General features: G+C 38.1%; 7 protein-coding genes. 4 read left to right on the top strand and 3 right to left on the bottom strand.

The genetic code is table 11. The features are described 5' to 3' along the window. Positions 1–362 (bottom strand): periplasmic heavy metal sensor (locus HRT50_RS17170; protein ID WP_291616753.1); only part of this gene is annotated, 362 nt, incomplete at its 3' end. A gap of 243 nt (positions 363–605) precedes the next feature. On the opposite strand from HRT50_RS17170, the gene HRT50_RS17175 reads away from it, so the two are divergent. Both HRT50_RS17175 and HRT50_RS17180 read left to right on the top strand, forming a co-directional pair. Continuing rightward, positions 606–1,334: a response regulator transcription factor gene (locus tag HRT50_RS17175; RefSeq protein ID WP_291616756.1), complete on the top strand. Its 729-nt coding sequence runs from the start codon at positions 606–608 to the stop codon at positions 1,332–1,334. 2 nt (positions 1,335–1,336) lie between these two features. Next, entirely contained in the window at positions 1,337–2,740 is a 1,404-nt protein-coding gene (locus HRT50_RS17180) for an ATP-binding protein (protein ID WP_291616758.1), read from the top strand. Positions 2,741–2,859: 119 nt separating this feature from the next. Here the strand turns inward: HRT50_RS17180 and HRT50_RS17185 are convergent, their stop codons facing one another. Then, positions 2,860–3,480: a heme-binding beta-barrel domain-containing protein gene (locus tag HRT50_RS17185; protein ID WP_291616760.1), complete on the bottom strand. Its 621-nt coding sequence runs from the start codon at positions 3,478–3,480 to the stop codon at positions 2,860–2,862. A gap of 184 nt (positions 3,481–3,664) precedes the next feature. Between HRT50_RS17185 and HRT50_RS17190 the strand changes: the two genes are divergently transcribed. Then, positions 3,665–4,000 (top strand): hypothetical protein, encoded by a 336-nt coding sequence (locus HRT50_RS17190; RefSeq protein ID WP_291616762.1) that lies wholly within the window; start codon positions 3,665–3,667, stop codon positions 3,998–4,000. 21 nt (positions 4,001–4,021) lie between these two features. Then, positions 4,022–4,429: a dienelactone hydrolase family protein gene (locus HRT50_RS17195; protein ID WP_291616764.1), complete on the top strand. Its 408-nt coding sequence runs from the start codon at positions 4,022–4,024 to the stop codon at positions 4,427–4,429. A gap of 66 nt (positions 4,430–4,495) precedes the next feature. Here HRT50_RS17195 and HRT50_RS17200 read toward each other — a convergent pair whose 3' ends face one another. Next, a complete protein-coding gene (locus HRT50_RS17200; RefSeq protein ID WP_291616766.1) occupies positions 4,496–5,359 on the bottom strand; it encodes a tetratricopeptide repeat protein in 864 nt (287 codons plus the stop codon). Between the last annotated feature and the right edge of the window lie 672 nt (positions 5,360–6,031).

Raw genomic sequence — 6,031 nt, forward strand, 5'->3', positions numbered from 1 at the left:
GCCATCGCGCTAAAGACATCTTGATTACTCGCATGTAATTGACTAAAAGCTTGCTCATCAAAGGTCTCTGCAGACATTAATGTTTTAACTTGCTGACGAAAAGCTTCCATTGCTGGTTTTAATGCTTGCATCTGCACCTTAGCTTCACTTTTAAGTGCTTTAATATCTGCTTGCTGAGTTTCTGATAAATCCAGTTTACGAGTCAGCTTGGCGATTTTTTTTTCACTCATTTGCTGATTGCTTCTATCACCACTTTTATGATGGTTATGATTGCTATCGCTACCAGCAAGGCTAACAGGCGATAACACCAAAGCTGAACAAAGTGACGTGACAATGGCAATATTTTTAAGGGTAGTTTTCATTTGATATTTCCTTGTTAGCTATTTTTAACCCTCTTGGCAAAGAGTTAAATTAACTTCAATTAAGTTGTCTTAAGTTGTTTTTCAGTTCAGCTTTAGTATATCGAGGTGTTTTGCAAAGCAGTGCAAGGCTATGTAAAGCTATGTAAAGTTATGTTCTGTGTCGCTAAGATCACGTAAACTAATTGCTAGGAAACCAATGAAAACTCAGGCAGTCATGCCTCTTCTTAATAAAGTAGTACTCATATGACCCAAGCCATTACTCAAACTAAACACATTTTATTAATAGATGATGACCAAGAACTTGCCGAGTTACTTACCGAGTACCTAGCCTGTGAAAAAATTAAGGTAACCTCTTGTTTAGATGGTGCTAGTGGTTTAGCAAAAGCGTTTGATGATTGTTTTGATCTGATACTACTTGATGTCATGATGCCGGTACTCAATGGCTTTGAAGTGTTAAAGGCACTGGGCGGTAACCATAAAACCCCTATTCTAATGCTGACAGCTAGGGGCGATGATAATGATAAAATCTTAGGGCTAGAATTAGGCGCCGATGATTACCTAGCAAAACCCTTTAAACATAGGGAGTTATTAGCACGTATTAACGCCATTTTCAGACGCATCACCATTGTCAAAAGCCAGAGTACTACCGAAATAAAAGTACCGACCGAACAACTTATTGTCAATCAGGTTAGGATTAACCAGGCTACCCGTGAAATTTTTTGTCAAAAGACCTTACTTGAATTAACCGGTACTGAATATTTAGTGCTGGTTTATATGCTTGAACATCACGGTAAAATTATCAGTAAAGCTGAAATATCTGAGCAAGTATTACAACGTAAACTCAGTCCCTATGATAGAACCGTTGATGTACATGTGGGCAATGTCCGTAGAAAGTTACTCGCTATAGACCCAATAGACAAGATGAAAACAGTGCGAGGTGCAGGTTATGTCTTTTTACAAGGAGAGCAGTAACCGTGCTTAAACAAAATAAATGGCAGAACAAGTTTGCCTTAGGTATTAGCTTAAAGCTATTTATCGCTTTTTGGTTAGTGATACTCACCTCTGTACTGATTAGTTACTTAGTCACCATGCAATTTAGGCATAGCCCAAGCCAAGAACAGGCTAATCCACAGCAACTGAAATTATTAACACTTTATCAGCAAAGACTAGCAGGTAAAACACAAGTAAAACTTAAAGCATTGCAACACAAGTTTCACCGAAAACATCAGCAACATTTACTCATAAAAAAAGTAGCGACAAACAAGGTTTATGCGCCGAGAAATCGCGGTTGGTCAAAAGTAAAAGACTATTTAAAAAGGCACCCTCTTAATAACCCGGTGACTATTGATTTTGATTTTACTAAGGTTACCTCTTCTCAGCCTATAGTAGTTAATGGTGAACAATTGCAACTGTTTATAGCCAATGAGTTACACAGAAAACGTTTAGTGAGTTTAGTCTACCAATTACCTATTGCCTTACGTCTTTTTTTCCTATTAACCATTAGCTTTTTATGTTGCTGGTTATTAGCTAAAAGCTTTACTAAGCCTTTAATAGCGCTTCAAAAAGCCAGTAGAGAGTTAGGTGAAGGTAAGTTGGCAACCCGTATAACAAAATTTGACCAACGCTCCGATGAATTTGGCGATCTAGCGCGCAGTTTTAACCAAATGGCTAAGCAATTAGAAAGCAATATTAGCTCCCATCAACGTTTGTTAGCCGATGTTTCCCATGAACTCAGGTCGCCATTAACTCGTCTACAATTAGCCGTCGCTTTAGCCGAAAAAAACATGGGCAATAACGCTGAGCAACAGAAGCATTTAAACCGCTGTGAAAAGGAAGTCGATCGGTTAGATGAAATGATTGCCGATGTACTGACTCTTTCAAGACTAGAGCATAGCCATAATACCTTTACTGTCGAAGAGATCGAATTACAAGGGTTGGTTACACACGTTGTTAATGACTGCCAATACTTTGCTACAAGTAAGGGGGTCACCATAGCGTTACAAGGGAGAGTTAGCGGCTTTATTTTAGCCGACAGTAAACTACTCGTCAGTGCTATCAGCAATATAGTTAATAACGCGGTGAAATATTCACCCGCTCAGCAAGTAGTGACTATTGAATTAAGCCAGCAAGATGAGCAAGTAATGCTAAGTATTGCTGATCATGGCCCTGGTGTTCCAAATGAAATGATAACAAAACTATTCACGCCATTTTTTCGTGTTGCCGATGGCAGAGAGCGCAGTAGCGGTGGTACCGGTTTAGGCCTAGCCATAGCCCAACAAGCTATCCAATTACATCAAGGTGAGATATACGCAGAAAATCAGCCAGCAAATGGCTTAAAGCTAACAATAATACTTCCCTCGTCAAAGAAAGAGCATTGATTAAAAACTTAGCTTTAGCTTCATCAATTAACTAACAAAAAAGGATGCTTATACATCCTTTCACTTAAATTTTTACTTTAACTTAATTTTAGCTTTTTATTTTTAAACGCTAACTAACCTTATTTACTCGTTAATACATTGACATCTGTATACGGGAAAGTTTTACCATAAATGTCTAAGTGCGTGGTCATAGAGTAGCTTAAGCTATCGCCATTTAAAGTTAATGTCATTTCAAACTTTGTTGTTTTAGCATTATCTAACATAAATTGAGACTGACCAATTTGAGAATCAGTGGACAATTTAATCGCGCCAGATGCTGTTAGCTTGCCGCTAGCCATTACAGTAACAGCTCGAGGAATACTAATAGTATGGTGAATCTCTTTAGTCACTGCATCATAAATCCAGTAACCGATTTGGCCATGAAATTTTTTGCCATCTGCTTTTCGAAATACTTCTTGGTGGTAACTTAATACTGCCAACTTTTCTGCACCGGCATTGGTTACATCACCAACAACTTCAATTTGAATGATTTCAAAATAGGGTGCCACATGTAGGACTGTTTTTCCTGGTGCAACATCGACACCTTTATCGCCTTGCCACGTCCCCACTAAACCAGCCAAGGGACCAAAATCTAAACCATCTATCTCTGTACTTTTTGCGCTGACATTAACCGATAATAAGGTGATAAATAAAACTGATAATAAAAAAATACTGATCTCAAAATAAAATTTCCATAACAAGATAAAAAAGGGCGCAGATTATATCAAGGTAGCCACCAGCAACGTGCTTGATTGTGTAACCGTCAAGCTACAAATCCAGTCATATAGCTCGATTTTTCAACGCTTAAACGCATTTTACTGTCGACACTGAAAGAATATAGCTAACTTGAGGGTCAAGTTTATAAAAACAACAATAGGAATTGTTATGCCACGTTTATTTACTTCACTATGTACTTCGGTATTACTAAGCAGTCTGCTTATTTCGATAACTAGCTTCGCTACTGAAATCACTTTAACTACCTCAGATAATTTCTCCCTGAAAGCGGATTATTATCCCGGGGAAAATACTACGCAAAAGCTAAGTAATCGCGCCGTATTAATGCTGCACCAGTGTAATTACAATCGCACTATGTACAACGCTATTGGCGAGCAATTAGCACAACGCGGCATTCATGCGCTAAGTCTAGACTTTAGAGGTTTTGGCGAAAGTATCAGTGAAGAATACAACGTCGATGTGATTCAAAAATCACCACAAGCATAGCGGAGACAGGCTTGGTCACAAATGTCAGCACATTGGCCCGAAGACGTACAGATAGCCTTTGACTATTTGAAGGGTAAAATAGCTAAAAATAGTAAAGTGGGCATAATTGGTGCTAGTTGCGGCGGTAGCCAAGCCATCACCCTAGCTGAAAAAGAAAGTATTAGTGCTATTAGCTTTTTCTCTTCATCCCAGCGAGATGAAAATATTGCTCGCTATAGTAAAACACTAGTAGAACAACCTACGCTTATCATAGCCTCAGAAAACGATGGCAGAACATTCACCAGTGCCAAACTGCTATTTTCAGCCGCTAAACATCCCAATAGTAAAATGATCTCTTATAAAGGCAGCATGCATGGCTATCCATTACTTGAGAGTGATAAACAGTTAACACAAACCATAGTTGCATGGTTTGCTAGTGAGTTAAAATAAGTACGCGACAATAATGCTCAGGCGAATAACACAAACTTGTTAGCTCTAGTTTGTGTTATTCACCTTTTAATTACTTATAGTTGCTACAGGTGAGTCTGCAGACTGCCAGAAATCATCTTGATCCACTTGATAGCAACTAAATATTTTTTCACAACTACTCTTGTTTGTTCTTAGGGCAGTTCCAGCCTCTAGCCTTGTACTTTTTAAACTAAATGCTTCAGGATCGAACATATCTTCAAGTGATGGGCTTGATGGTATATTGGTAGTTTTATTAGCATGATTTATCCAAGGGATTTCAGCCAATGCTTTAGCAATATCTCCTTCTGAGCTGGTACTGGCACTATTACCTGTAAGAGTATTAGCTTGTAACTCACTAATAATTTCGTTTACTTTAATATAATGACCTTCATCTACTTGACCACTTTTATATAAATAGCTCGCATATTTTTGGGCCACATAATGCTTACTTTTTAATGCTTTACCCAGCCATTTGTCAGACTCTCCAACATCTTTGATGCCTAATTCGCCGGTACCAAAAATAATAGCCAATAAAAAAGCTGATTCTGTATGGCCATTTCTGGCCGCTTTTCTCAAATATCTAATACCTTCTTTATTATCAATAAAGCTAGTCTCCATTAAATAAAACACCCCTGCGCGGTATTGTGCATGGGCAAATTTATAATGTGAGGCTTTGCGAAAGCTTTTAATCGATTTTTCGAGGTTTTTTTCTGTGCCGTAGCCTTGGTAATAAAGCTCACCTAACGCTGAAAGGGCTAGAGCTCCTTTATCTTTAACCATAGACTGCCATTTATTAAAAAATATGACACAACTATCTTCCATACATGACTTTACCGGAATAGCCTGAGTTACTGGGGATAAGGTGCTTAAGGTAAGAGCTGCTACTATAGAAATCAGCTTTCGATAAATCATTGTTATTATTCCATTAACACAATTATTGATTGAATTTTATACTAGCTAAAAAATAGCAAGATTACAATTTATAATCACAGTCTGACTGCATAGTTGTTCACAGCAAGAGAAATGCAGACATCTAGCTATGAACTCTGAACATTATACTGATAACTATCACATAGCCGCAATTAAGACCCCGCTATGAACTTGCCCACAGTTACAGCAACAACCTGACCTGGCTCCTGACACCATTTCAATTAAAATAAACAAGTTACATGTATCCCACTATATTCCTAATCAAGTTTCTTCCCGGTCATATAGACTAGCCATATGTACTGAATCGGTTAAAAAACTAGAGAAATCACCAGGCTTTTATCATGACACTAAGCCTCTTATACCTTGGTTTTACTTGCCTATTATTTAGTTTAACCTCGCACGATGCTTTAGCTGGGAGTGTAGATAAAGCCAGTACCACTAACAAATGCCAACATTGATATTGATGAGCTAGAGTTTTCACTCGTGCTATTAACAAAAACAGACCTAGCAATAGAAGTTGATGCTTGGCTTACTTTACTCAAGGAAAAAGCCACTATTGTCAGTGAAGCAGATATTCTTGTCAGTCAAAAACAAAAGAAGATGCTAGCTGCTCAAGAGATATCTGATATCAGTGCCTACAGTGCTAAGCTGATA

It is taken from the genome of Colwellia sp. (assembly GCF_013215345.1).
Lineage (GTDB): Bacteria > Pseudomonadota > Gammaproteobacteria > Enterobacterales > Alteromonadaceae > Colwellia.

Bases quoted from the DNA above. Each gene is read 5' to 3' on its own strand.
- HRT50_RS17175 (WP_291616756.1), top strand. From the start codon at position 606: ATGACCCAAGCCATTACTCAAACTAAACACATTTTATTAATAGATGAT.
- HRT50_RS17190 (WP_291616762.1), top strand. From the start codon at position 3,665: ATGCCACGTTTATTTACTTCACTATGTACTTCGGTATTACTAAGCAGT.
- HRT50_RS17195 (WP_291616764.1), top strand. From the start codon at position 4,022: ATGTCAGCACATTGGCCCGAAGACGTACAGATAGCCTTTGACTATTTG.
- HRT50_RS17200 (WP_291616766.1), bottom strand. From the start codon at position 5,359: ATGATTTATCGAAAGCTGATTTCTATAGTAGCAGCTCTTACCTTAAGC.